Source organism: Streptomyces sp. NBC_00878, assembly GCF_026341515.1.
Lineage (GTDB): Bacteria > Actinomycetota > Actinomycetes > Streptomycetales > Streptomycetaceae > Streptomyces.
In genome coordinates, this window is sequence record NZ_JAPEOK010000001.1 from 9290330 (window position 1) to 9313710 (window position 23381).

Here is a 23381-nt window from a genome sequence, read left to right on the forward strand (position 1 = left end):
GGATCCGTCGAGTCGTCGGCTCAGGGGAAGGGCACCGGGGCCGAGGGCGCAGCGTGGATCCGCAGGCCGAAGGCGCGGTCCGACGTCTCGCAGCGGCCGGCCCGTCGCTCGCGCGCGGCGAGCGAAGGCGGCCGAAGTGTTCCACTCAGCGTCGACGGTGTCGTCGGCCGACCGTCTGAAGGCGCTCTACGGCGGCCGTTCAACACCGCACTGGTGCCCCGCTGGTCGAGGAGGACGCCAGTCAGCCCTTCCGGGATTCCGTCTTGAGGTGCGTGGCGAAGAAGTCGTCGATGCGGCGCCAGGCGTCGGTGGCGGACTCCGGGTGCGGCTTGATTCCGGCGACGCGCATCAGTGGACGCAGCGCCCGTGGTCCGGCCTCGGCGTCGTTGAGGAAGGAATGCCCGGCCTCCGGGTACTCCTTGACGTCGTGGACGATGCCGAGTCGGTCGAGGGACGCCTCCAGCTTGCGGGCCGCGCCCCGCAGCGTACGGTCGCGGGCCCCGTAACTCGCGACGACGGGGCAGGAACCGTCGAGGGCCCCGTCGATCTCCTTCGGCAGACGGCCGTAGTTGACGGAGGCGGCGTCGAACTCGCCGTCATTCACGGCGACGAGGGCGAAGGCACCGCCCATGCAGAAGCCGATGATGCCGATCCGCCCGGTGCAGTCGGGATCCTGGGCGAGGCGGGTGCGGGCCGCCTCGATGTCGCGGAAGGCGCGGCCGTGTCCGGACAGGGCGGCCCGGAAGGTCGGCACCAGGCAGCGGACGGTCCCTCCGTCGGTGAACAGGTCCGGCATGATGACCAGGTACCCGGCTCTCGCCAGCCGTTCCGTCTGACGGTGCATCACATCGTTGACGCCCAGCGCCTCATGGACCACGACGACACCGGGCCAGGGGCCCGGCCCCGTGGGCCGGGTGAGATGGCCGGTGAGCCGACGGGAGCCACCGCGGGCGACGCTGAGCTCGGTGAGATCGACGGCGGTGCTGGTCGTGGCGGGCATGCTGTCCTCCGGGGGAGAGGCGACGGGGACGGCCGAGACGGAGGCTACGGCGGGACGGCCGAGGTGATGCTACGGCGGGACGGCCGAGGTGAAGGCTACGGCGCGATGAAGGGCTGTACGCGCTTGCGGTAGTCCTTCGGCCGCACCTCGTTGTAGTGCTTGTCCTTGTCCTCGCCCTCCGAGGTGAAGATGTACATCGGGCACTCGTCGGACTTGGCCTCGCCCGTGTGCCTGGACAACTCCTTGCCCGTGCGCGCCTCGACGATCTTCAGGCGGTACGAGGTGTTGTACGTACGCACGGTGAACGGTTTGCCGTCGTCGGTCTCCATGTCGCACTTCTTGCCGGTCGGGCTCGCCTTGGTGCGTTCGACGCAGACGACCAGCTCGGCGTCGGCCGGCTTGTCCGAGTAGCCGAGGATCCAGCCCTTGGGGAAGTCGCCGGCGGGCGGCTCGAACTGCGACCAGTTGTCACCGGAGTTGTTCATGAGCATCGCCGGGTGCACGGTCTTCTTCGTACGGTCGTAGGCGGGCATCCCCGAGTAGCCGAGCCCGTCCGTGCACACCCGCTCCAGGTCCAGCGCGGTCGCCGGTACCTCCGGTGCGTCCGGTCCGTCCGCCGCCGAACTCGTCGACAGCGAACCGCCGGTGTCCCCTCCCGCGCCTCCTCCCGTGCCTCCGGCCGTGCTTCCGGTGAGCGACGAGCACCCGCACAGGGCCATGCTCAGAAGCCCGGCGGTGATCCATCCGCGAACACGGGGCACCGACGGCATTGACGGTGTTGAAGACATGTGACGACCCCCATCGAAGAACGAACAGCAGGCAGGGCATGTCCCCCCCCAGGCCATGCCCTGTCCCCCCTGCCCTGCTGGAGGAGAGCGTGCCGCCCGCCCGCCGTCGCGGACATCGGGGAAGTCCCCCCATGTAGTTGTGCGGCTCCTGTGACTCCTGGGTACTACGCTGTGCGGACTCGAAGGAGCTTTCGACGGGTGCCGGTGGGGGGCATCCCGGAAGAGAGTGCAGGGGGGCCTGAGTGTCGTCGTTGTCGTCATCGGTACTGGTCGGCAGAGAACCGGAGCGGGATCTTCTGACCGCGGCCGTCCGATCGGCGGGCGAGGGGCGGGGCTCCTCGGTGTTCGTGCTGGGCGAGCCGGGCATTGGCAAGTCACGCCTCGTCGAGGAGGCCGCGGACGTCGCCGTACGCACCGGGTTACGGGTGCTGCGCGGGCGGGCCGCGTCCGCCGGGCGCGCGGTGCCGCTGCGCCCGCTGGCGGAGGCCGTGTTCTCCGGACTGCGCGGTGAAGGGGCGCCCGCCGACGGGGACTTGGGCCCGTACGAGCCGCTGCTGTCGCGACTGTGCGGGCTGGCGCCGCAGGACGGCGCGCCGCTGGTGGGCTACGCCGAGGCGGTGCTGCGGCTCGTGGGGACCCTCGGGCGCACCGGCGGCTGTGTCCTGGTGCTGGAGGACCTGCACGACGCGGACGCCGACACGCTCACCATCGTCGACTACCTCACGGACAACCTTCCCGGCCAGCGGGCGGTCCTGCTGGCCACCCTGCGCGGTGGGCCCGGACCGGCCCTCGACCTCGCCGAGGCCGCCGCGTCCCGCCGTACGGCCCGCACCCTGCGCCTCGCCCGCCTCGGTCCCGCACACACCGCGGAGCTGGCGGCCCGCTGTCTGGGCCACGACGACGCGGGCAACGTACCGGCAGCCGTACTTGACCGCCTGCACGCCGTTTCCGAAGGTGTCCCCTTCGTCGTGGAGGAACTGCTGACCGCCATGGTCGACGGCGGCAATCTCGTTCAGCGGCAGGGCGACCGCTGGACGGTGACCGGCTCGCTGAACGCCGACGTGCCCGCGACGGTCGCCGCCGCCGTCCTCCAGCGCGTGGACCACCTGGAACCGCCCGGCGTCGCGCTCCTGGAAGCGGCGGCCGTCCTGGGCAGGCGCTTCCCCGTGGACATCGCCGCCCGCGTCGCAGGGCTCGACAGGGCGACGGCACTGCGCCAACTGCGCCATGCGGCACGCGTCCATCTGGTCACCGACGGCGCCACCGCGGAGGAGCCCGGCTGGCACACGTTCCGCCACGCCCTGACCGCCGACGCCATCATCCACCGGCTGCTGCCCGTGGAGCGGGCGGCGCTCTGTCTCGCCGCGGCCGACGCGATCGAGTCCGCCGACGCCATTGAGTGCGTTGACGCCGCCGAGTCCGTCGACGCGGCAGGTCCCGAGCCGCGAGACGCGGGCCGCCCCGTCCGGCGGGCCGGGGAGCCGCACGCGCTGATCGGCAGTGACTCGGGTGACGACCTGTACCGACTGGCCGCGGAGCTGTGTGTCGCCGGCGGGCAGCGGGCCCGGGCGGCCGTGCTGCTCACCCGAGCAGGCCGGCAGGCGGTCCTGCGGGGCGCGCTGCTGACCGCGGTGGAACTCCTCGACCGGGGCCTGGAGTTGACCGCCGGCGCCGCGGACGCCCCGCCCGAGGCGGTGGCCGGGCTGCTGGAGGAGTTAATGGGGACACTCGTCCTCACGGGCGACGTCCAGCGCGTGCCGGAGCTCGGTGACCGGCTGGACGGCGTCCTGACCGTGTGGGGCGCGCCGCCCGTCCGCCGCGCCGCGGGTTTCCTGGCCCGGGCCAGAGCCGCCGCCACCGCGCAGCAGTGGGAGGAGGGCCTGACCGCGGTGCGGCGGGCACGGGAACTGCTAGGAGCCGAGCCCGACCCCGCGTCCCGCGCCGCCCTCGACTCGGTCGCCGCGCACCTGGTGCTCAACTCGCAGCGCCCGGACCGGCTGGAGAGCGCCAGGGCCCTGGCCGAAGGGGCCGTGGCGACCGCCGAGACGGTCGGGCTGCCGGAGGTCAGCTGCAAGGCGCTGAACATGCTCGGGTACTGCCTGCGGCCTCAGGACCTGGCCGAGGCGGAAAAGGTGTTCGAACGCCTGGTGGCCACGGCCGAGACTCATGCGCTGCCGGTCTGGCGGATACGCGGCCTGCTGGAACTCGGCGTCCTTGACCGGATCCGGACCACCGGAACCGATCGGCTGCGGGCCGTACGGAAGGCGGCCGAGGAGACCGGTGCGGTGCTCATGACGGCCTGGGCCGACATGCATCTGGCGCAGGCCCATGTGCTGCGCGACGAGCACGACAGCGCCCTGGAGTCGGCCCACCGGCTCCGGACGACGGCCCACCGGCTGCGGCTGCGCGAGGTGCAGCTGATCGGCGTCGGAGTGGACGCCATCATCGCTGCCTCACGTGGGGATCGGCAGAAACTCCAGGCGGCGCTGCACGTCATGGAGAGCGCACTGGCCGGACGGAGCGCCGGAGCGCTCTGGGGCTACGCCGACACCTCGGTGTGGGGCTGGGCCCAGGGCATCTGCTCGCTGCTGCGGGAGGAACCCGACCGCGCGCTGGCCGAGTTCACCGAGGCGGACCGGGCCATGCGGGCACTGCCCAGCACGCGCGGGGTCACCGGTTTCCTGGGCCCCTATCTGCTCCTGCGGACCGTACGGGGCGCGGCCGGCTGGGCGGAGCTGGACGGGGCCGTCGCGGACCGGCTCACCCAGGTCCACTGGGACCGGCCGTTCGCGGGGTGGTCCCGGGCGGTGCTGCTGGGCCGCGAGGGCCGGGCCGCAGAGGCCGCCAAGGCAGCCGAGGAAGCGCTGGCCGGGACCGAGGCCATCCCCCTGGCCCGCCACCTGTGTCTGCGCCTGGGCGCTTCGGCGGCGCTCGCCGACGGCTGGGGACGTCCTGTCGAGTGGCTGCGTGCGGCCGAGCCGTTCTTCCACGACAGGGGCACGACACGGGTGTCGGCCGCCTGCCGCGCCATGCTGCGGGAAGCGGGCTCTCCCGTGGCCCGCCGACGCGAGGGCCACGACACGATTCCACAGGAGCTGCGGCGGGCGGGGGTGACCGCGCGGGAGTACGAGGTGCTGCGCCTGCTCGGCCGGGGGCTCGGCAACCAGGAGATCGCCGAGCAGCTCTTCCTCTCGCCACGCACCGTCGAGAAACACCTCGCGAGCCTAAGAAACCGCACCGACCAGACCGGCCGGGCCGCCCTGATCGCCCTGTCCCGCCGGTATGCGGACGGACAGTGACTTCACTGCGCGCGGTACCGCGCAATTGGGGTTGTTCCTTCTTCATGTCCCGTCGCCGGAAAGGAGACCCACCTGGCCGGCCATGCAGGACACCGTTGGATCAAGAAGAAGGACCGGTCATTGGAAAAGGGAAACACGGGCGTGGTGGCTTGAGCGCTCCCCGCCCGCGATCACCCTTGGTTGGCGCTGGCATAGCTACGCTGAGTGGCTGTTGTAAGGGCTTGCAGAGAATCAACTTGTGGGTTCTATGACTTGACTTCGCAGGTCAACGCACCGATCGCCCGCATCTTGTTCTTCTGTGAGCCCTTAGGGCCTGTACGGAGTCGTGGTCGATGGGCTGGTAGCACTCTCGGGTGGGCGGACCGGCTCCGGCTCCGGCAGTACGCCCTTGACGGCCAGGAAGCAGCCGTACGGCCGTGTCTCGCCGGTCTTGACGACCGCGAACGCGCCCTTCGTCCGGGCGTAGAAGGCATGGCGTTCGATCGGCTCCACACCGAGAGTGCGATCGGCGGACCGTGAGGCGGCACGTATGAACTCGGCCTGCACATCGGGAATGGTGTCCGGGTCTCCGACGATCTCCATCCGTGCGAGCGGTGACGGCACGAAGGTGTCGAGGGGCAGCAGGCTGAAGATGGCCTCGCCGGTCTCGACGACGCCCGCTGTGGCCAGGTGGATGACGCGATCGCTCAGCGAGTACGCCGGGAAGTTGCGGTCGACGATCGCGATCGTGTCGCCGTGTCCCATCTCGGCGAGGGCGTGGAGCAGGTCTGGGGTGAGGAGCGGGTTGAGTCCTTTAAGCATGGTGGCTCTCTGAGTCGTCGTTCGTCATGGCGTGTTCGGTAGCGGCGTCGGCGAGGACCGGCGGTGCGAGCAGGCCGCACGGCTCTGGGCCTGCTCGCAGGCCGGTGCCGGCGTAGTAGCGGTTTGCCGCCGGGGGCGCCACGCGTACGCGCAGTTCGCAGCGCTCGGCGCCGGGCGATGGCAGGCCGGGCAGGATGAACCGGTACGGTGGCCAGCCGACGGCTGCGATGCTCATGCCGTCGACGAGAACCTCCACCGCGCCGGCGACGGCCGGCAGTTCGAGGTGGCGCGGCGTCCCGCTGGCGGGAATCTCGCGTACGTAGTCCGCGATACCGGCGAAGGTGTCCAGGCCTTGCTGTTCCCATCCTGCGGTCACGGTGATGGGGCGGCTGGTGCCCGGGCTTGTGTGAGCCTCCTGAGGGAGTTCGAGGTGCCAGCCCGAATCGAGCACGGTGGCGGCCGTCAGCGAGGGCCCTTCGAAACGCGACGGGACGTGCACCGGTCCGCTCTCCCCGGTGCTGGGCACGTCCGCAGCCGCGTGCAGGCGGAGCAGACGTACCTCCTGGTCGGCGAGGGCGATCGTCAGCGTGGACGAGGCGGTGCCGATCGTCTGCCGCTGTCCGGTAGCCGGCTCCCAGTCCTCGACGATCCAGTCTCCCGGCGGGAGGTCGACCGTCGCCTCCGTACCCGTACCGGCGGTCGCGAACAGCGCGACGCGCAGCGCCCCGAGGCCGTCCGTTCCCGCGCGGACACGCAGTGCAGAATCCGACGGAACCGAATCCGAAGGCGCCCGCACCGACAACTTCTGTGCCGGTGCCGGGAAGAGGCCGGACAGCTCGGCGGCAACGGGGACCGTGTCGAAGCTCGTGGTCGACGCGCCCAGGCGCGCCCAGTCCGTGCTCGCCGTCTGCGGCCCGTACTCGTAGACCTCCGGCTTCGGCCCGCTTGCCACCACTTGTACGCCCGCGGCGAGCAGGTCGCGCAGTGTGTCCATCGTCCTGCTCGACCGCAGTGTGGTCGTCGCGGGCAGGACGAGGGCGCGGAAACTCCGGTCGCCGATGCGCAGGGCGCCGTCCCTGGCTTCCGCTGCGGCGAGGTCACGCTCGTCGATGAGCAGGAAAGGCACGCCCGCCGAGGACAACCCGGCCGCCCACTGGCCCAGTTCACGCGCCTGCCGTGCGCACTGCCCTTCCGACCACACCGTACGGAGCGGGTAGAGGACCGCGACATCGGTACGCGGACGTACGGGTTCGAGGAACTCGCTCACCCTCGCGCTCTCCTGCGCGAAACGGGCGTGATGGCCGGTGAACCACGGCTCGAAGTTGATGCCCGGCGGGAAGTCGAACCGGGGGTTGGCGAGGGACTCGTGGTCGTGGCCGTGCCCATGGGTCTGGTAGAAGCCGTGAAAGATCATCTGCCGCATGCCGCGCAGATGATGCGTCATGGCGGTGGCCCGCAGCTCCCGCAGGCTCAGGCCCCAGTGCCCCGACCACGGGGTGCCGCCCGGTGGCGGGGTGAGGAAGTACTGCTCGACCAGCGTGCCGTTGCGCCCGTGGTGGCGGGCCACCGAGTCGCCGAAGACCGGGCTGAGTTGGTCTACGGCGTCCTGCGCGTCCACCGCGGTCAGGTCGCGGTAGCCGTCGACGCCGAAGTGGTCGAGGCCGAAGTTGACCCGCAGGTCCCAGTGCGAGAAGGCGGTGTCGAGGTTCCAGCCGCCGACGTGTCCGAGCACTTCGTGCCCGGACACGAGCAGCCCGTGGCCGTGGCACCAGTCCCGGACGCGTCCGAGGAACGTCTCCTGCGCGTGCCGGCTGAAGTGGTCGTAGAAGCGGGTGCGCAGGCTGCGCGCCTCGGTGTCGGCGCCGCCGAGCAGGGCGGTCAGGGCGCGCGGCAGGTCATCGGCGAGTTCCTTGCGCAGCGCGTCGCCGAGGCTGCGGTGGTACGGGATCGCCGATCGCTGCTGGCCGGTTCGCTCCGCCCAGTCGTAGAAGACGGCGTGCGGCTGGTCGAAGAACAGGTAGGCGACGGTCGAGCCGAAGTGGTCGCCGAGGGCCCGGGCGAACGGTTCGTAGCCGGCCGTGATGAAACGGTCGACGGCGACGGGATCCATCGGGTTGACCAGACGCGACGTCGCACAGCGGGCCGACACGAACACCACGACCTCGGCATCGGCCGGCGCCGTGTCCTCCAGCGTGACCCGGCAGCCCTGTGCCCGCCCGTCCACCTGGACGCTCGCGGCGTCGCGCTCGACGCCGCCGGCCACCACGTACTCGCAACGCCAGTCCGTCCAGGCGACGTTGCCGCCCTCGTAGTGCCACTCCATCGCCGCCCGGCCGAGGGACTGCGTCGCCGAGCTGATGCCGCTCACCTCGCCCGCGCGGGAGCCCGGCGCGAGCCGGATCCAGAACAGATGGCGTTCACGCAGCTCGTCATGGCCGCTGACCGCTCGGCCGGCCGCGTGGCCGCTCTGCCAGTTGTAGTCGTCGTAGAGCCCGACAACCATGCCGAGCTCACTCGCCGTGTCGACCGCGAGCCGGCACGCCGTGAGAAAGTCCTCGTCCAGATAGCCCTCGCGCGGGTACGACAGGCGGGCCTGGATCTGGAAGCTGCGGATCCCCGCCTGGTACATCTCGTGTACCTGACGCCGGATCAGTGCCGGGTCGGGCGGCTCGTGCCAGAACCAGTACGCGGCCGGCCGGTGCCAGGCGTCCGGTTCGGCGAACGTGCCCTGCCCGCGTGCCGTCGCGCCGGTCAACGCTCCACCGCCGCGGGCTTCTTGGCACGGGCATCGGCCGACACACGTGAATAGTCGGGCCGCGGGTCGAGCCCCAGCGCGTACGTGAGCACGGCGTAGAGCGCCGCCGCGATCACCATCGCGATGACGACGCCGAGACTGCTGGCGCCGAACACTCCGTCGCGGCCCGCCTTCGTGAGCAGGAAGCCGGTCAGCTTCGCGAAGTTGGGGTCGGCACTGGTGACGAGGCCGAGCCCGACGACGGTCCCGACGCCGAGGCTGACCAGGGCCGTCCAGCGGCCGCCCCGCCCACCGTATCCGGCCGGCAGAGCCATGTCCGTGTTCCACCCCATCCGGCGCTGGCGTACGAAGTCGACCAGCTGGATGCCGCCCATGGTCCCCATCATCACGGCGATCAGCGACAGGAACGACTGGAACGTGTCCAGGAACGAGTCCGAGATGAACAGCAGGTAGAACGCACCCAGAGCGATGACCACCGCGTTGAACGCGGTCGTCGCCGAGCGGCGCAGGGGGACACCTACGGCCATCAGAGCGAGCCCGGAGCTGTAGATGCCGGTAATGGCCGCGGAGACGAGGGAGACGACGATGACTACGGAGAAGGGGACGAAGAACCACATGGGCAGCAGATCGGTGAGCGCCCCGATCGGATCGGCCGCGGCGGCAGCTCCGAGCTCGGGGTCGCTGCCTACCAGCAGGGCGCCGACGATCAGCAGCAGCACGACGGGCAGGCTGAGTCCGATGGCGGTCCAGGCGACGACACCGCGCGCCGGAGTGTCCGGCCGCAGGTAACGGGCGAAATCCCCGCCGTAGTTGAGGAACCCGAGGCCGACCATCGTCATCGCCATGACGACGCCGCCGATGAAGACGAACGGTCCGCCCGCGGGCGCGTCACCGAGATGGGACCAGTGCACCTCAGGGAGTACGAACCCGAGGAACGCGACGGTCATGACGCCCGTCACCCACGAGACCCACACCTCGATCCGCATGATGAACTCGTGCCCCAGCACGGACACGGTCATCGTGACGGCCAGAACGAGGACGAACCAGATCACGATGGTGAAGGTAGAGCTCGACCCGTCGGAGTCCGCGAAGACGCCCGGCCACAACTTCCCGAAGAGGTTCGCGCCCGTGGTCGAGGCGAGCGTGATGATGGTGATCTTCCAGCCCATGTTGGAGAGATAGGCGAAGAACGCCGGTATGCGGTTGCCCTGGATACCGAAGGCGAACCTCGTCTGCACAAGGGTCGGAAGGCCGGTGCGCGGACCGCCGACGGCAAGCACGCCGACCATCGTGCAGGAGATCGCGTACCCGAGGGTTCCGGCCACGATGGTCTGCCAGACGTTCAGGCCCAGGCCGAAGACGTAGATCCCGTAGCTGATCCCCAGGATCGACACGTTCCAGGCGAACCAGACGGCGAAGAGCCCGCTCGGCTTGCCCCGGCGCTCGTCGAGCGGAACGGGATTGACCCCGTTCGTCTCGATGGCGCTGCCCTTCTTCTCATCAACGCTCATACCGCGGTCTCCTTCGTCTGCATATCGTTCTCCTGTGAACGCCAGGCGTGATCGAGCTGGTCAGTCGGCATGGGGGCGTCGATCCCGGTCGCGGTGAGATCGACGCCGGTCGGGTCACGGTGACCTCCGAATCCGTGCGCGGGTCACAGTCCTCGGCGAGACAGGCGGCGAGGTTGCCGAGGCAGGTACCGCACGTGCGGGACAACCACGGGCCGGAGGTCTCGTTGACACTCCCCACGGCCCGCACGGAGTTCATGACGCCGCCTTCGTCGTGCCGCGCTCGACGAGACGGGTGCCGAGCAGGACCGTCCGTGCCGTGGGATTGCCGGACATCTGCCGGTCGAGCTCCGCCACGGCGCGCGAACCCAGCTCTCCGATCTCCTGGGCGACGGTCGTCAGGGCGGGACGGACGAGCGCCGCCAGCGCGATGTTGTCGTAGCCGACGACGCCGAGATCCTCCGGCACCCGCATGCCCCGGGCGAACACGGCGTTCATGGCACCGATGGCGGCGATGTCGTTCGCCGTTGTGACGGCCGTCGGGGGCTCGGGCCCGTCGAGCAGCCGGCCCACGGCGTCTGCTCCGCAGTCCGCTGTGAAACCGCCCTCGACGACGGTCGGTTCGAGGCCCGCCTTGCGCATCTCGCTCTCGTATCCGCAGACACGCAGCGCGGTGACATCGAGGCCGGACGGGCCGCTGATGTGGGCGATCCGGGTGTGCCCCAGCGCCAGCAGGTGGCGCACCGCGAGTGCGGCGCCCTCGACATGGTCCGTGACGACCGTCGATATGCCGGTGATCGACTCCGCCCGGTCGACGACAACGAGCGGTCGCGTCCCGGCCGCCTCCCGCAGCCGCGCGGCGGAGTCGAACGGATTTCCCACGACGATGAAGCCGTCGACCCCGCGCGCACCCAGCAATCGCAGATCCTCCCGCGCCGACTCCGCCCCAGGCGATGCGGCGAGCAGGATGGTCTGCCCGCGTTCCTTCGCCGCGCTCTCCGCACCGGCCATGAGCTCCGGGAAGAACGGGTTCGTGATGTCAGGAACGATCAGACCGAGGGAGTGTGAACGGCCCGAGGAGAGGCTCCGAGCTATTTCGTTCGGCTGGAACTGCAGCCGATCCGCGACGGCGCGCACCCGCTCCACCGTCGCCGCTGAGACCCGGCCCTTGCCGGTGAGCGCACGCGACGCCGTTGCCACAGACACACCGGCCTCAGTCGCGATGTCACGGATGTTCACCACGTGGGATTCGATTCCTCCAGAGGTTGCGTAACCGGTTGCGCAGGTCAAAGTAGGCGCGTCTGGGGTATGTGCGCAACCGGTTACGCAGCACCAATTTCCGCAGTGGCCGTTCCGGGTCCGATCGAGACTGCGGAGTGCCCCGAATTGGCCGGAGAGGCGGTTTTGGTGCACTCGCCGGGCTGCCGAGGACGGGCACCCTGGCCCACCTGACCGTGGCCAGCGGATCGGCGTGACCGCGGGGAAGTGGCGTGGCCTGGCAGGTAGCCCAGTCGGTGCTGGGCCGTACGCGCTGCTTTCCTCAACGTGAAGGACGCCGCCGTGTACCTCGGTCTTTCACCGCACTCGCGCTACGTCTGGCGCCATCGGCGGCAGGGACCACCGAGCTTCCGCATGGGTCCTCGCGGTGGCGCGGGCACTCTTCGCCGGCGATCACGCTCAATTACTATGCTCACTTCATGCCAGAGGCCGGGAGCAAGGGGCGCACAGCCCTTGACGGACTGCTCGGGGGACAAGGAGATCAGGGTGCCAATCGAAACTCCCCAGATTCTCCCCAGGGCTGATCCTGGTCGGCCTGCCTGCATAGGTACGCCCGAAGCTGATCGTGGATTGCACGGCTAGATAGCCAGGGAGCCTCGGAAAGTGCTCAAGGAAGTCAGCGCGACCCGCTACATCACGCCGTTGCGTGAGGGCGGCTCGCTGCCGGGGCTCGTCGAGGGCGACGATCTCGGGACGTACGTCATGAAGTTCACCGGCGCCGGGCAGGGGCGGAAGACCCTCGTCGCGGAGGTCGTCTGCGGTGAACTCGCCCGTCGCCTGGGCCTGCGCGTACCCGGCCTGGTCACGATCGGGCTCGATCCGGTCATCGGACTCGGTGAACCGGACCAGGAAGTGCAGGAGTTGCTCAAGTCGAGCGGGGGGCTGAACCTCGGGATGGACTTTCTGTCCCGGGCGATCGGCTTCGACGCCCTCGCGCATCAGGTGAGCCCGGAAGAAGCCGGGAGGATTGTGTGGTTCGACGCGCTGGTCAACAACGTCGACCGGTCGTGGCGGAATCCCAACATGCTGGTGTGGCACGGTGATCTGTGGCTCATCGACCACGGCGCCACCATGATCTGGCACCACAACTGGCCCGGCGCGGCGGCCTCCGCGGCCAAGCCGTACGACGCCTCCGACCACGCCCTCGCGCCGTTCGGCCCCGACATCGCCTCCGCCGCCGCGGAGTTGGCGCCACGGGTCACCGAGGATCTGCTCGCCGAGGTGACCTCCGCGGTCCCCGACGAGTGGCTGCGGGACGAGCCGGGGTTCGACTCGCCCGACGCGCTCCGACGCGCGTACGCGGAGCCGCTGCTCGCCCGCGCTGCCACCATCCACGAGCGCGTCCGGACCGGACAGGAGGGCACGAAGTGAGCGAGCGCGACGGCCGGGACGTCTACGAGTACGCGCTGTTGCGCGTCGTGCCGCGCGTCGAGCGGGGCGAGTACTTCAACGCGGGCGTGCTCGTGTACTGCCGCGCGAAGTCCTTCGTGGCCGCCCACACCCATCTCGACGCGACCAAGCTGCGCGCCCTCGACCCGGCGGCGGACGAGGCCGGCGTCCGGGCCGCTCTGCGGGCCGTCGAGGGCGTCTGCGCCGGGGGAGCGGCGGCGGGACAGGCCGCCCGCGACGACGCCGGACGGCGCTTCCGCTGGCTGATCGCGCCCCGCTCCACGGTCGTCCAGCCGGGGCCCGTGCACACCGGTCTCACGGCGGATCCCGCCGCCGAGGCGCTGCGGCTGCTCGATCTGCTGGTCAGGTAATGGATCACACCTGCGGAGCAGGACGTTGACACTGGGTGCCAAGGCTTCTAGCGTCACGTCTGCTGAAGGTACTAAGCGGTTGCTCACCGGAGGGGCGTACCGTGAGGGCCGCAGGCTTCGGTCTGTCAGAGGGCTTCCCAAGGGCGAGGAGAACCAGCAATGTCCACCACTGAGCAGCGCGTCGCCGTAGTCACCGGTGCCGCGCGCGGCATCGGCGCCGCGACCGCCGTACGACTGGCCGCCGAGGGCCGCGCCGTCGCGGTGATCGACCTCGACGAGGCCGCGTGCAAGGACACCGTGGAGAAGATCACCGCCGCCGGCGGCAAGGCGATCGCGGTGGGCGCCGACGTCTCCGACGAGGCGCAGGTCGAGGCCGCCGTGGCACGGGTCGCCGAGGAGCTCGGGGCGCCGACCATCCTGGTGAACAACGCGGGCGTCCTCCGCGACAACCTGCTGTTCAAGATGAGCGCGTCCGACTGGGACACGGTCATGAACGTGCACTTGCGCGGCTCCTTCCTGATGACGCGGGCCGTTCAGAAGTGCATGGTGGACGCCAAGTTCGGCCGCGTCGTCAACCTCTCCTCCTCCTCGGCGCTCGGCAACCGCGGCCAGGTCAACTACTCCGCCGCCAAGGCCGGTCTGCAGGGCTTCACCAAGACGCTCGCCTTCGAACTCGGCAAGTTCGGCGTCACCGCGAACGCCGTAGCGCCCGGCTTCATCGTCACCGACATGACCGCCGCCACCGCCGAGCGGGTCGGCATGGGCTTCGAGGACTTCCAGGCCGCGGCCGCGACCCAGATCCCGGTCCAGCGCGTCGGCAACCCGGACGACATCGCCAACGCGATCGCCTTCTTCACGGGCGACGCGGCCGGATTCGTCTCCGGCCAGGTGCTGTACGTGGCCGGCGGACCGCTCAACTAGGCCCGGGGGACAGGGACATGACCACTGTGGAACTCTCGGGCAAGGTCGCCCTCATCACCGGCGCGAGCCGCGGCATCGGCTACGGCGTCGCCGAGGCGCTGATCGCCCGCGGCGACCGGGTGTGCATCACCGGCCGCAACGAGGACACGCTCAAGGAGGCCGTCGAGACGCTCGGCGCCGACCGCGTGATCGGCGTCGCGGGCAAGGCGCACGACGAGGCCCACCAGGCCATCGCCGTCGAGCGCACCATGGAGGCGTTCGGCCGCGTGATCGGCGTCGCGGGCAAGGCGCACGACGAGGCCCACCAGGCCATCGCCGTCGAGCGCACCATGGAGGCGTTCGGCCGCGTCGACTTCCTGGTCAACAACGCCGGTACGAACCCGGTGTTCGGACCGATCGCCGAGCTCGACCTCAACGTGGCGCGCAAGGTGTTCGAGACCAACGTCATCTCCGCGCTCGGCTTCGCCCAGCTGACGTGGAAGGCGTGGCAGAGCGAGAACGGCGGCGCGATCGTCAATATCGCCTCCCTCGCGGGTGTCTCGGCCTCGCCGTTCATCGGCGCGTACGGCATCAGCAAGGCCGCCATGATCAACCTGACCCTTCAGCTGGCGCACGAGTTCGCGCCCAAGGTGCGGGTCAACTCCATCGCGCCCGCCGTCGTCAAGACCCAGTTCGCCAAGGCCCTGTACGAGGGCCGTGAGGAGGAGGCGGCCGCGTCCTACCCCCTCGGCCGGCTCGGCGTGCCGTCGGACATCGGGGGCACGGCCGCGTTCCTGACTTCGGAGCAGTCGGACTGGATCACCGGGCAGACGCTGGTGGTCGACGGCGGGAAGTTCCTCAACGCCGGAGTCTGACGGCCGGTTCGCGGACGCCCGGGCGGCCTGGCCGGAATCCGCTCGGGCGCCCCCTGACAAGGGCGTACGCAGGAAGGACACCGTTCCGACACCGTTTGGGTATACCCGCTGATCAAGGGCTATGTGGATGTGAAGACGCATCCGGCCGGGCGCTGCGGTATCGTGCGCCCACCCTTGCGGGATGGCCGATCGAGGAGTGTGCGCGTGTTCAAGCGGGACAGATACCTGCGTCGACTGGGGGCTATCACGTCGATATCCCTGGTCGCCGGATGCGGAGTCTTCTCGTCGGAGTCTTCCGACGACGGGAAGACGATCCGGGTGGGAACCACCAGTGAGCCCAGCACCCTGGATCCGGCGGCCTCCTGGGACAACTCGTGGGAGCTGTTCCGTAACGTTCACCAGACCCTCCTGAACTTCCCCGCCGGCGCGTCCGAGCCCGAGCCCGACGCCGCCGAGAGCTGCGAGTTCACCGACGGTTCGAGCAGCGTGTACAGCTGCAAGCTGCGCGAGGGGCTGCAGTTCTCCAACGGCCACACGCTGGACGCGAAGGCCGTCAAGTACTCCATCGACCGGATCAAGAAGATCAACGTCAACGGCGGCCCCGCCGGTCTGCTGACCAGCCTCTCCAGGATCGAGGCGACGAACGACCGAGAGATCGTCTTCCACCTGAACCAGCCCGACGCGACGTTCCCCTTCGTGCTCTCCACGCCCGCCATGTCGATCGTGGACCCCGAGGAGTACCCCGCGAACGAGCTCCGCAAGGACGGCAAGGTCTCCGGCTCGGGGCCGTACAACCTGCAGTCCTACGAAGAGGGCAATCGGGCCGAACTGGCCAAGAACGGCAGCTACAAGGGCATCGCGGACCGCAAGAACAGCTCCGTCACGATCCGCTACTTCCAGGATTCGGCCAAGATGGCCGACGCCCTCAGGGACAAGCAGATCGACGTCGTCTACCGCGGCCTGCGCGCCTCGGACATCGTCGACATCCAGGACAACAGCGGTGACGAGGGCCTCCAGCTCGTCGAGAACCCCACCACCGAGATCAGCTACCTGGTGTTCAACCCCAAGGACCCGTGGGCCAAGAGGGTCTCGGTCCGCAAGGCGATCGCCCAGCTCGTCGACCGGCCCGCCCTCGCCCACAACATCTACAAGGACACCGTCGAGCCGCTGTACTCGATGATCCCCAAGGGCCTGGTCGGCCACACCACGGGCTTCTTCGACGACTTCGGGAACCCCAGCTCCGCCAAGGCCAAGCAGCTCCTGGAGGACGACGGCATCACCGAGCCCGTACCGCTCACCCTCTGGTACACGACCGACCGCTACGGGTCCCAGACCAAGCCGGCCTTCGAGGAGCTGAAGCGGCAGCTCGAAGCCCCCGGCCTGTTCAAGGTCACGCTCAAGAGCCGCCCCTGGAAGACGTACGTCGCGGGCTACCAGAAGGGCGAGTACCCGGTGTTCGGGCGCGGCTGGTTCCCCGACTTCCCCGACGCCGACAACTTCATCGCCCCCTTCGTGGGTGAGCAGAACGCGCTCGGTACGCCGTACGAGACACCCGAGATCACCGGCAAGCTGATCCCCGATTCGCGTCGGGAGAGCGACCGCGGGGCCGTGGCCGCGGACTTCGAGAAGGCTCAGCAGATCCTCCTGGACGACGCCCGGCTGCTGCCGCTGTGGCAGGGCAAGCAGCACGTGGCCGCGAACGAGGAGATCGGCGGCGCGGAGAACGCCATCGACCCGGCCACGATGATGGCGATGTGGGAGCTGTACTGGAAGACCAGCTGGTAGGTCCACCGCTTCGGCACTCGGGCCCGATTGTCAGTGGGCGCCTGTAGGTTCTGTGCTCTGACGGTGGCCGCGCCTCGCGCGGTCACCCATGGCCACGTGCTCCGTGGCTGTGAAGTGAGCGCACACCGGAGGAAGTTGACGTGACCGACACCGCCATGCTGCCCGAGTCCTGGCGCGGCGTCCTGGGCGAAGAGCTCCAGAAGACCTACTTCAAGGAGCTCACCGAGTTCGTCGAGGAGGAGCGCGAGCAGGGTCCCGTCTACCCGCCGCGCGAGGAGGTCTTCGCCGCGCTCGACGCGACGCCGTACGACCGCGTGAAGGTGCTCGTCCTCGGCCAGGACCCGTACCACGGCGAGGGCCAGGGCCACGGCCTGTGCTTCTCGGTCCGTCCGGGCGTGAAGACCCCGCCCTCGCTGCGCAACATCTACAAGGAGATGCAGGCGGAGCTGGGCACGCCGATCCCGGACAACGGCTATTTGATGCCGTGGGCCGAGCAGGGCGTCCTGCTGCTCAACGCGGTGCTGACGGTCCGCTCCGGAGAGGCCAACTCGCACAAGGGGAAGGGCTGGGAGAAGTTCACGGACGCGGTGATCCGGGCCGTGGGCGACCGGCCCGACCCGGCGGTCTTCGTCCTGTGGGGCAACTACGCGCAGAAGAAGCTCCCCCTCATCGACGAGGAGCGGCACATCGTGGTGAAGGGCGCGCACCCCTCGCCGCTGTCCGCGAAGAAGTTCTTCGGCTCGCATCCGTTCACGCAGATCAACGAGGCGGTCGCCAAGCAGGGTCACGACCCGATCGACTGGCGGATCCCCGACCTGGGCTGAGACCAGGTCACCACGTCACGACGTCACCACGACGCGTGTTGCGACCAGCCGCCACAAGGCCCGTTCCGGCCGTCCGCCGGGCTGGGTCCGGCTGGTGAGCGGGACCGGTCCGGCTGGCCGGAGTGCTCGGCTCGGCCGGTGAGTGGGACCGGTCGGTAGGCCCGATTCGGGCCGGTCGGTGACGTGTCCGTCACCGGCCTGGCCCAGTGGCGTGCGGAGCCGCCGGGGCCGCCTGAGCTCGATTGTCAGTGTCTGCCGTTAGCGTCGGGAAAGGTGACGGAACGACCGGCGCGGGCGCGGCGGCCGGCGGGCGAGCGTGGAGGACGATCCGGTGGCGGAGCAACAGGAACAGGCGGCGGCCGACGCGATGACGACCAGGATCGGACAGGTCGCCATGCTTCTCCACGGCGGTGACCGCGAGGAGGCCCGGGGCCGCTTCCTGGACCTGTGGGCCGAGATCGGCGAGGACGGCGACGCGCTGCACCGCTGTACGCTCGCGCACTACATGGCCGACGCCCAGGACGACCCCTCGGACGAACTCGCCTGGGATCTACGGGCGTTGTCGGCCGCGGACGAACTCACGGATGCCCGGACCGCGGAGCCCCACCGGTCGCTCGCGGTGCGGGCCTTCTATCCCTCCCTGCATCTCAGCCTCGCCGCCGACTACGTGAAACTCGGCCGCTCCGAGGCCGCCCGCAGCCATCTGCGCCGGGCCCGCGACACCGTCGGCGTCCTCGGCGACGACGCGTACGGGGACGGGATCCGGGCGGGCATCGGCCGCCTGGAGCTGAGACTTGACGAGGAGGGGCCGTCGGGCGGGGCGCCCGAAGCGGCTCCGGGTGAGGGGAGAGGTCCGGGCGGCGAGACGCTGGGGCCACCGCGGCAGCGGCCCTAGAAGTCGCCCCGCGGTGGTGCCGTACGGGGCGCGGACCCGGGAGCGGAGAGACGGGCGACGCACAGGGCGTCGCATTGGGCGGCGCCCTGGTTGTCGCCCCGGTGGGTACGTCGCCCTCGTGGATCGGCGCCCCGGTCCGTCAACGTCCGTACACGTCCTTGCACATGGCCGCCTGCGTGCTGTCCGGGTCCCAACCGCCGTACTGCCGGCCCAAGGCGCACACATCCGTGCCCACCGGAGCAGCGGCCCTGGGCTGACGCGGGACCGTGGGGTGCTCGGGCCGCCGGGGTTCCGGGCGCCGCGGCGGATCGGCGGGGGCATGGCGCGGAGGGTCCGCAGGGGCCGCGGCGGGGGCCGAAGGCGCCGTACGGCGGGGCGTGGACGCGGGTGCCGACGGGCGCCGGGGCGGGCCGATCATCTCCAGGGCCTCGCGGGCCGGAGCCTGCACGATCTGGGGCTCGGCTCTGCCGCCCGGACGCGGTTCCGAGGCCGGAGACGGCGTGGACGGCGGGCCGGGAGCGAGCGGTCGCTGGACGGTCACGCAGCCGGAGACGGCCGAGACGGCCACGGTGACCAGGAGCGTTGCGGTGGTCGCGGTTCGATGCACCCGCGCAACTCTGCTGTGTCCGCCCCTATTTGGGGAGCTGACAAGCGGAGGATGCCCCGCATGGGTGAACGACCGGTGCGCTGGCCTCCGGCGGTTCGGGGAGGGGTGTGCGTCGGCTGCGGGTCGGTGGGGGCTGGTCGCGCAGTTCCCCGCGCCCCTAAGAGGGGCGCCCTGGTTGCCGACGGCCTTGCCCATACCTACGCGCCTCAGTCGCCGGTGGCGCCGTCGATCCGTTCGCGGATCAGGTCGGCGTGGCCGTTGTGGCGCGCGTACTCCTCGATCATGTGGGTGTAGATCCAGCGCAGGTTGAAGGGCTTGTCGGTGAACCTGCTCCTGCCCTCGGACAGGTCGTCCAGGGCGAAACGTGCCGCGTTGCGGCGGGCGGTCGCGATCTCGGTCTGCCAGGTGCCGTACGCCTCCTCCCAGGTGTCCTTCTCGGTGAGGTGGAACTCGCCGTCCCGGTCCTCGTCGCTGTAGTAGATCGGCCCCGGATCGTCGGCTGTCAGGACCTTGCGGAACCAGCTCCGCTCCACCTCCGCCATGTGCCGGACGAGACCCAGCAGGGAGAGCTCCGACGGGGGCACGGACGCCGTCCTGAGCTGGGCGTCGTCCAGACCCTGGCACTTCCACGCGAGGGTTTCGCGGTGGTAGTCGAGCCAGCCCTCCAGCATGGCTCGTTCGCCGGCGTCGGTCGCGGGTTCGCTGCGCTCAATGGTCATGGCCGCATCATCGCGGAGATCCGACCGGACGGCCCAGTCCTTTTTGCGGCGGTGCCGCGAGCAGCGGGCGGCCGGCCCCGCGGCATGCCCCGCAACAGCTCCCGAGCTCCCGTGGTCCGGCCCGCACCGCGCAGAGTGACGGCACGTCCGCGTCGTACGAACCCGCCGTGTACGACCGCCATCGCTCGCGAGGCGGCCTCGGTCGTCCAACTCATCACGATGCGGAGCCGTCCTGGCACCGCCCCGCCCAACGCCGCCCTTGGTCGCCCGAGGTGCCGAACACCGGACCGGCCCTCTTCCCGCGGAGTTTCGCCGGGATCGCCGACTGGCGGCCGACTCGGGCGCCGTATGCTTCCGGCGAGACGCGCGCGGGCACGGCTCGGACACTTCGGATCCTCGGAGGAGACCCCTGTGAAGGTCGGCTGCATCGGACTCGGCGACATCGCGCAGAAAGCCTATCTGCCGGTGCTCGCCACCCGGCCGGGGCTCGAACTGCATCTGCACACGCGGACGCCCGGCACCCTCACCAGGGTCGCCGACAACCTCCACCTTCCGGCCGGACAGCGGCACACCGACCTCTCCGAGCTGCTCGCGCAGGACCTCGACGCGGCGTTCGTGCACGCGCCCACCCACGCGCACCCCGAGATCGTGACCCGTCTCCTCGACGCGGGCGTGGCCACGTATGTCGACAAGCCGATCGCGTACGAACTCGCCGACTCCGAACGCCTGGTGAGGCTCGCGGAGGAGCGGAACATCAGCCTGGCCGTCGGCTTCAACCGGCGGTACGCACCCGGGTACGCGCAGTGCGCCGACCACCCGCGCGAGCTGATCCTGATGCAGAAGAACCGCATCGGCCTGCCGGAACAACCCCGCACGATGATCCTCGACGACTTCATCCACGTCGTGGACACCCTGCGGTTCCTGGCGCCGGGGCCGGTCGACGACGTGACCGTGCGGGCCCGGGGCGAGAACGGACTGCTGCACCACGTCGTGCTCCAGCTCGCCGGGGAGGGGTTCACGGCTCTCGGCGTGATGAACCGGCTGAGCGGCTCGAACGAGGAGATCCTCGAAGTGTCCGGGCAGGACACCAAGCGTCAGGTCGTCAACCTCGCCGAGGTCATCGACCACAAGGGCCAGCCGACGATACGCCGGCGCGGTGACTGGGTCCCGGTGGCCCGGCAGCGCGGCATCGAGCAGGTCGTGCTCGCGTTCCTCGACGCGGTGCGCGCCGGCAAGGTGCTCAGCGCCCGGGACGCGCTGGCGACCCATGAGCTGTGCGAGCGGGTGGTACGAGCGGTGACGGACCGGCCCGCCTGAGCCGCGACGACCGGGCGACCTCCGTCACGCCCAGGGCGGCCAGGATCAGCAGCGCCGCGTACACCGGCCACTGGCCGAACCGTGCGTACGGGGTGACACCGTGGGCCAGCGGTACGTCGTACACCGCAGCGGCACTGGCGTCGGTGCCGAGCCAGGAGCCGACGCGCTCGCCGCTCGGGCCGTAGACCGCGGAGACGCCGGTGAGCGTCGCGTGCACCATCGGCCGGCCCGTCTCGGCGGCCCGCAGTGCCGCCAGCGACGCGTGCTGTTCGGGCGCCCAGCTCTGCTGGAACGTCGAGGTCGCCGACTGGGCGAGCAGCAACTCGGCGCCGCCTCGCGCGAGATGACGGCTCATGTCCGGGAACGCCGACTCGAAGCAGACCATCGGGCCGATGCGCAGCCCGCCCCCGACGTTCATCACCACCTGCTCCGAGCCGCGCATACGGTCCTCGCCCGCCGCCTTGCCCACGGACGTGGCCCAGCCGAGGAGGGCACGGGCCGGAACGTACTCGCCGAAGGGCACGAGCCGCATCTTGTCGTAGCGGTCGCCGGTCGGGCCCTCGGGACCCACCAGCACCGAACTCTTGTATATGCCGGGCCGGTCGGAGCGGCGCGCGTCCACGTTGACCAGGATGTCCGCGTCCACCTCGCGCGAGAGCGCGGCGATCCGGTCCGCGAGGTCGGGCCGGTCGGCGAGGTCGAAGCCGACGCTGCTCTCGCCCCACACGACGAGGTCCACGTCCTGCCCGGCCAGCTGCCGGGTCAGCGTCTCCTCACGCGCGAACCGTTTCTCCGGGCTGAGGGCGCCGTCGATCACGCCGGGCTGCACGACGGCGATCCGGACCCGGCCGTCGACATCCGGTCGCGGGGACCAACCCCAGGCCGCCGAGGTGGCCGCGGCCGTCGCGACCAGCCCGGCGACCGCGGGCACCCGGGACTGCCGTACGGCGACGAGGACGGCGACCGCGACGTTCACGGCGACGAGCAGGAAGCTCAACAGCCACACCCCGCCCACCGAGGCGAGCCGCAGCGCGGGCTCCACGTCCCACTGGCTCGACCCGAGCAGACCCCAGGGTCCGCCCAACCCCTCCCAGGAGCGCACGAGTTCGACCATCAGCCAGGCGGAGGGCAGCACGAACAGGGCGGCGGCGATCTGGCCCGCCGAGGGCACCCCGGCCAGGAACCTGCGGGTCAGCCAGCCCCACGGTGCCCATAGCGCGCCCAGCAGAGCCGCTATCACGAGCGTGAAGACGTGCAGGCTCGGCAGCAGCCAGTGGTGCACGGCCAGGATGAAGCCGAACCCGCCGAGCCAGCCGTCGTACGCCGCACGCCGCGCGGTCGGAGCCGAGCGCGCGAGCAGGATCCACGGCACCAGCGCGACATACGCGAACCACCACAGCGACGGCGCCGGGAAGCTCAGCATCGGCAGCGCACCGGCGAGAAAGGCCGCGCCGCCGCGCCACCAGGGGGAGCCGAGGCGTCGGCGCCAGTCAGCGGCGGACAGCTTCATGCAGCGCCTCCCTCGACCCCCGAAGCACGGTGCGTGACTCCAGTGTGCGCGCACCGGGACGATCTCCGTAAGGGGGCCTCGGCTGGGGTGGGCACGGGCTGAGGCGAAGCGTCCGTTCGGGGGCCGTGGGCTGGGGGCGGAGCGTCCGCCGGGCGGGGCACGCTCGCGAAAGGGCCGTGCGTGGACTCAGTGGGCGGCGGGTTCCTGGAGCGCCTGCGTGGCCCGGCGCCACTTCTCGTGGATGACCACCTCGCGCAGCCGCCAGCCGTTGTACGTACGCAGCAGCCCGAAGTCGTACCGCCCGCCGGACATGTAGTTGGGCTCGGTGGATCCGTCGTCCTGTCCCGCGAACCGCATCGGGTTGACGTAGTCCGCCTGGACCCGGGCGGTGTCGCCCGTGTCCCCCTGGAGCGATTCGAACCGGATCCGCCGGTTGACGATCAGATGCTGCCGCATGGGGAACAGCTCCATGCTCTGAGCGAGCCACTCGGCGACCTGCTCGGCCTCCCCCTCGATGCCGCCCGACGACCGGTAGTCCGCCCGTCCGTCCGGCGTGAACAGCCCTCGGTACGCCTCCCAGTTCCCGTCGTCGACCGCCACCGCGTATTCGGTGACCAATCCGTCGACCGCGAGCCGATCCATCACCGTCGCCAGTTCCACGCGCTGCGTCATCGGCTCAGTGTTGGCCACAGGGAGGTCCGAGCCAAGGGGTGTGCAGGGATATTCACCGTCCGTGCGCCGTATGGACGAACGAACCCGG

Annotated in this window: 19 protein-coding genes and 1 pseudogene; 10 read left to right on the forward strand and 10 right to left on the reverse strand. The window is 70.5% G+C overall.

Features of this window, described 5'->3' with window-relative positions:
• Positions 1–241: 241 nt before the first annotated feature.
• Positions 242–1000 (reverse strand): dienelactone hydrolase family protein, encoded by a 759-nt coding sequence (locus OHA11_RS40330; RefSeq protein ID WP_266505081.1) that lies wholly within the window; start codon positions 998–1000, stop codon positions 242–244.
• A gap of 95 nt (positions 1001–1095) precedes the next feature.
• Positions 1096–1761: a hypothetical protein gene (locus tag OHA11_RS40335; RefSeq protein WP_266505084.1), complete on the reverse strand. Its 666-nt coding sequence runs from the start codon at positions 1759–1761 to the stop codon at positions 1096–1098.
• Positions 1762–2030: 269 nt separating this feature from the next.
• Here OHA11_RS40335 and OHA11_RS40340 point away from each other — a divergent pair, with 269 nt between their 5' ends.
• The gene (locus OHA11_RS40340; RefSeq protein ID WP_266505087.1) at positions 2031–5087 is read left to right on the forward strand and encodes a LuxR family transcriptional regulator; all 3057 of its coding nucleotides are present in this window, start codon (positions 2031–2033) and stop codon (positions 5085–5087) included.
• A gap of 306 nt (positions 5088–5393) precedes the next feature.
• On the opposite strand, the gene OHA11_RS40345 is transcribed toward OHA11_RS40340, so the two are convergent.
• The 4 genes from OHA11_RS40345 to OHA11_RS40360 form a co-directional block, all read right to left on the reverse strand.
• A complete protein-coding gene (locus OHA11_RS40345) occupies positions 5394–5888 on the reverse strand; it encodes an RbsD/FucU family protein (protein WP_266505090.1) in 495 nt (164 codons plus the stop codon).
• Positions 5881–8643 carry a hypothetical protein gene (locus OHA11_RS40350; RefSeq protein ID WP_266505092.1) on the reverse strand — a complete coding sequence of 921 codons (2763 nt, stop codon included), beginning with the start codon at positions 8641–8643 and terminating at the stop codon, positions 5881–5883. Before OHA11_RS40350 ends, OHA11_RS40345 begins: the two co-directional genes overlap by 8 nt.
• The gene (locus OHA11_RS40355) at positions 8640–10154 is read right to left on the reverse strand and encodes a cytosine permease (protein ID WP_266505094.1); all 1515 of its coding nucleotides are present in this window, start codon (positions 10152–10154) and stop codon (positions 8640–8642) included. The genes OHA11_RS40350 and OHA11_RS40355 overlap by 4 nt, the downstream gene beginning before the upstream one ends.
• Before the next feature lie 252 nt (positions 10155–10406).
• On the reverse strand, positions 10407–11564 hold the full coding sequence (locus tag OHA11_RS40360) for a LacI family DNA-binding transcriptional regulator (protein WP_323186731.1): 1158 nt from the start codon (positions 11562–11564) through the stop codon (positions 10407–10409).
• A gap of 227 nt (positions 11565–11791) precedes the next feature.
• Between OHA11_RS40360 and OHA11_RS40365 the strand changes: the two are divergent.
• From OHA11_RS40365 to OHA11_RS40400, 8 genes and pseudogenes are all read left to right on the forward strand, one after another.
• Positions 11792–11953: pseudogene (locus OHA11_RS40365) on the forward strand (site-specific integrase); the annotation flags it as partial.
• Between the two features lie 79 nt (positions 11954–12032).
• Positions 12033–12800, forward strand: a complete 768-nt coding sequence (locus tag OHA11_RS40370) for a HipA family kinase (RefSeq protein WP_266505097.1) — start codon at positions 12033–12035, stop codon at positions 12798–12800.
• The gene (locus OHA11_RS40375; RefSeq protein WP_266505100.1) at positions 12797–13189 is read left to right on the forward strand and encodes a DUF3037 domain-containing protein; all 393 of its coding nucleotides are present in this window, start codon (positions 12797–12799) and stop codon (positions 13187–13189) included. Before OHA11_RS40370 ends, OHA11_RS40375 begins: the two co-directional genes overlap by 4 nt.
• Positions 13190–13348: 159 nt before the next feature.
• A complete protein-coding gene (gene fabG, locus OHA11_RS40380) occupies positions 13349–14110 on the forward strand; it encodes a 3-oxoacyl-ACP reductase FabG (RefSeq protein ID WP_266505103.1) in 762 nt (253 codons plus the stop codon).
• A gap of 17 nt (positions 14111–14127) precedes the next feature.
• Positions 14128–14964 carry an SDR family oxidoreductase gene (locus tag OHA11_RS40385; protein ID WP_266505106.1) on the forward strand — a complete coding sequence of 279 codons (837 nt, stop codon included), beginning with the start codon at positions 14128–14130 and terminating at the stop codon, positions 14962–14964.
• Positions 14965–15168: 204 nt separating this feature from the next.
• Positions 15169–16749: an ABC transporter substrate-binding protein gene (locus tag OHA11_RS40390; RefSeq protein ID WP_266505117.1), complete on the forward strand. Its 1581-nt coding sequence runs from the start codon at positions 15169–15171 to the stop codon at positions 16747–16749.
• A gap of 140 nt (positions 16750–16889) precedes the next feature.
• Positions 16890–17573 (forward strand): uracil-DNA glycosylase, encoded by a 684-nt coding sequence (locus tag OHA11_RS40395; protein ID WP_266505120.1) that lies wholly within the window; start codon positions 16890–16892, stop codon positions 17571–17573.
• Between the two features lie 331 nt (positions 17574–17904).
• A complete protein-coding gene (locus OHA11_RS40400) occupies positions 17905–18468 on the forward strand; it encodes a hypothetical protein (RefSeq protein WP_266505122.1) in 564 nt (187 codons plus the stop codon).
• 139 nt (positions 18469–18607) lie between these two features.
• On the opposite strand, the gene OHA11_RS40405 is transcribed toward OHA11_RS40400, so the two are convergent.
• Both OHA11_RS40405 and OHA11_RS40410 read right to left on the reverse strand, forming a co-directional pair.
• Positions 18608–19075 (reverse strand): hypothetical protein, encoded by a 468-nt coding sequence (locus tag OHA11_RS40405; protein ID WP_266505124.1) that lies wholly within the window; start codon positions 19073–19075, stop codon positions 18608–18610.
• Between the two features lie 206 nt (positions 19076–19281).
• Entirely contained in the window at positions 19282–19794 is a 513-nt protein-coding gene (locus OHA11_RS40410) for a DinB family protein (RefSeq protein WP_266505127.1), read from the reverse strand.
• 411 nt (positions 19795–20205) lie between these two features.
• Between OHA11_RS40410 and OHA11_RS40415 the strand changes: the two genes are divergently transcribed.
• Positions 20206–21111, forward strand: coding sequence for a Gfo/Idh/MocA family protein (locus tag OHA11_RS40415; RefSeq protein WP_266505130.1), 906 nt, complete (start codon positions 20206–20208; stop codon positions 21109–21111).
• Here OHA11_RS40415 and lnt read toward each other — a convergent pair.
• Together lnt and OHA11_RS40425 are read right to left on the reverse strand one after the other, a co-directional pair.
• A complete protein-coding gene (gene lnt / locus OHA11_RS40420) occupies positions 21035–22621 on the reverse strand; it encodes an apolipoprotein N-acyltransferase (RefSeq protein WP_266505133.1) in 1587 nt (528 codons plus the stop codon). The genes OHA11_RS40415 and lnt overlap by 77 nt on opposite strands.
• Positions 22622–22807: 186 nt before the next feature.
• Positions 22808–23293 carry a nuclear transport factor 2 family protein gene (locus OHA11_RS40425; RefSeq protein ID WP_266505135.1) on the reverse strand — a complete coding sequence of 162 codons (486 nt, stop codon included), beginning with the start codon at positions 23291–23293 and terminating at the stop codon, positions 22808–22810.
• Positions 23294–23381: the final 88 nt, after the last annotated feature.

Bases quoted from the DNA above. Each gene is read 5' to 3' on its own strand.
- fabG (WP_266505103.1), top strand. From the start codon at position 13,349: ATGTCCACCACTGAGCAGCGCGTCGCCGTAGTCACCGGTGCCGCGCGC.
- OHA11_RS40385 (WP_266505106.1), top strand. From the start codon at position 14,128: ATGACCACTGTGGAACTCTCGGGCAAGGTCGCCCTCATCACCGGCGCG.
- OHA11_RS40410 (WP_266505127.1), bottom strand. From the start codon at position 19,794: ATGACCATTGAGCGCAGCGAACCCGCGACCGACGCCGGCGAACGAGCC.
- OHA11_RS40330 (WP_266505081.1), bottom strand. From the start codon at position 1,000: ATGCCCGCCACGACCAGCACCGCCGTCGATCTCACCGAGCTCAGCGTC.
- OHA11_RS40345 (WP_266505090.1), bottom strand. From the start codon at position 5,888: ATGCTTAAAGGACTCAACCCGCTCCTCACCCCAGACCTGCTCCACGCC.
- OHA11_RS40425 (WP_266505135.1), bottom strand. From the start codon at position 23,293: ATGACGCAGCGCGTGGAACTGGCGACGGTGATGGATCGGCTCGCGGTC.
- OHA11_RS40355 (WP_266505094.1), bottom strand. From the start codon at position 10,154: ATGAGCGTTGATGAGAAGAAGGGCAGCGCCATCGAGACGAACGGGGTC.
- lnt (WP_266505133.1), bottom strand. From the start codon at position 22,621: ATGAAGCTGTCCGCCGCTGACTGGCGCCGACGCCTCGGCTCCCCCTGG.